The sequence below is a fragment of the Herbaspirillum sp. VT-16-41 genome, from assembly GCF_001994935.1.
In the GTDB taxonomy this organism is placed as follows: Bacteria; Pseudomonadota; Gammaproteobacteria; order Burkholderiales; family Burkholderiaceae_D; genus Herbaspirillum; species Herbaspirillum frisingense.
Genome location: NZ_MUXB01000145.1, coordinates 1 through 1,536 on the forward strand (window position 1 = coordinate 1; position 1,536 = coordinate 1,536).

Below are 1,536 nucleotides of genomic sequence, written 5' to 3' on the forward strand. Positions count from 1 at the left end.
ATGTGTTCCCAGCTATATAAGTTTTCCACTACCTTTCTCGCATTTACACTCATTTGTGTTAGTTTTGCTCTATTTTTATTTAAATATAGAAACGCCCTTGCGTAGTCTTGTGCTGTCGCTTTCGGTTTATTGATAACAAGCCCACACTTATGTGTTCGAATAAATTCTTCCATCTCATGGCATTTATTAACAACTACAGGGATTCCATTGTTTAAATAACTAAAAAATTTATTAGGTAATGCATAGGATCGATTAAGGGATTGGGATAAATCATCAAAATCAATCCAACCAATATCAACATTCTCCATATGCTTTGAAATGGAATGATAATTGATGCATCAGGCCATCGCCCTGGCGCAATCCTATTCGATGCCGATCTTATCCGAGCAGAACGTGCAAGCCAAGGCGCTCACGAGCCACTTTTCAGTGCCTCGCAATGCCTGATATCGAATTGCCGTTCACTAATCCTGCGTTAGTCGAAGCCCTGGAAGTGATCATGATGCGAGAAGGCTTTGACACGATTGAACAGGCCGCTGAGTTCGCTCTAGCGCAATCTGTTCGAGAAGGTATCAAACGTTTTACCGGCAAGGGGCGTGCACTCTATGCCATCAAGGGAAAGAAAACAACATGCGTGTAATCAGCCTGCCGTGCCCTCATTGCCAAAGCCCAGTGCGTGCAGCCAAAAGCCGGACCATGTCCACGCTGATGAAGGAAATCACCTATCGATGCCAGAACGTCGATTGCGGCCACACCTTCGTGGCCACGCTGGAGATTTCTCGCTGAATGAAATTATGATTTTTCTTTTTCTCTTCAAATTGCTCTTTGTCTTTGTTTTCTTGCTGTTCAAGATCAATAAGTCTTTGAAGCATTTGAAGTTGTTCAGGGGTTAATTCAACATTAATTTTTCTCTGCTCGTCCAATTTACGCACCTCTGCTGGCATAGAATCCTTCTCTCCATTGTTATGTATCATCAGCTGTGATACCTATATGTATAATTTATGACACATCATAGGTCAAAAATGAACTATAGTCAAGCAAAAAATGACACATCTTAATTCAACCATGTGTCACAAGCTATGACACATATACGTGTCACAAGCTATGACACATTACCTTAACTAAAACATTTTCTCCGACCAAGACGCTGAATACTTTCCGACAACAGAAGTGGTTGCCCGGACTATCTATGAAATCATTCAGGAATACCTAAACACCCTACAGAATAAGCCAACTTGTGTTCAGGTATATTTAAGGGAAACGCCTACGAGCTATTGTATTTACCGACCAAAGGAGAAAACATTATGAGAAAAATACCTGTACTTGAAATATTTGGCCCAACTATTCAAGGGGAGGGAATGGTCATTGGCCAAAAAACAATGTTTGTCAGAACGGCCGGCTGTGATTATTCCTGTTCCTGGTGTGATTCGAAATTCACCTGGGACGGTTCAGAAAAGGAATCGATTCAAATGATGGAACCGCAGGAAATAGTGGAAGCATTATATGAAAAGGGAGGCGGACGATTTCAACATGTTACCA

The 1,536-nt window shown here is 41.5% G+C and carries 5 protein-coding genes and 1 pseudogene; 4 read left to right on the forward strand and 2 right to left on the reverse strand.

The features are described from left to right. The coding region (locus BTM36_RS28070) for a glycosyltransferase (protein ID WP_139347261.1) at positions 1-308 on the reverse strand (308 nt) is incomplete at its 3' end. Positions 309-436: 128 nt separating this feature from the next. Here BTM36_RS28070 and BTM36_RS23610 point away from each other — a divergent pair. Together BTM36_RS23610 and BTM36_RS29440 are read left to right on the forward strand one after the other, a co-directional pair. Then, positions 437-637, forward strand: a complete 201-nt coding sequence (locus tag BTM36_RS23610; protein ID WP_077236037.1) for a hypothetical protein — start codon at positions 437-439, stop codon at positions 635-637. Then, a complete protein-coding gene (locus BTM36_RS29440; protein ID WP_306460545.1) occupies positions 628-783 on the forward strand; it encodes an ogr/Delta-like zinc finger family protein in 156 nt (51 codons plus the stop codon). Before BTM36_RS23610 ends, BTM36_RS29440 begins: the two co-directional genes overlap by 10 nt. Here the strand turns inward: BTM36_RS29440 and BTM36_RS28440 are convergent. Then, positions 720-971: a hypothetical protein gene (locus BTM36_RS28440; RefSeq protein ID WP_168189831.1), complete on the reverse strand. Its 252-nt coding sequence runs from the start codon at positions 969-971 to the stop codon at positions 720-722. The two genes, BTM36_RS29440 and BTM36_RS28440, sit on opposite strands and share 64 nt — an antisense overlap. 154 nt (positions 972-1,125) lie before the next feature. Between BTM36_RS28440 and BTM36_RS29830 the strand changes: the two genes are divergently transcribed. Both BTM36_RS29830 and BTM36_RS23625 read left to right on the forward strand, forming a co-directional pair. Next, positions 1,126-1,305, forward strand: coding sequence for a 6-carboxytetrahydropterin synthase (locus tag BTM36_RS29830; protein WP_077238197.1), 180 nt, complete (start codon positions 1,126-1,128; stop codon positions 1,303-1,305). Next, a pseudogene (locus BTM36_RS23625) lies at positions 1,302-1,536 on the forward strand (hypothetical protein); the annotation flags it as partial. The gene BTM36_RS29830 and the pseudogene BTM36_RS23625, both read left to right, overlap by 4 nt.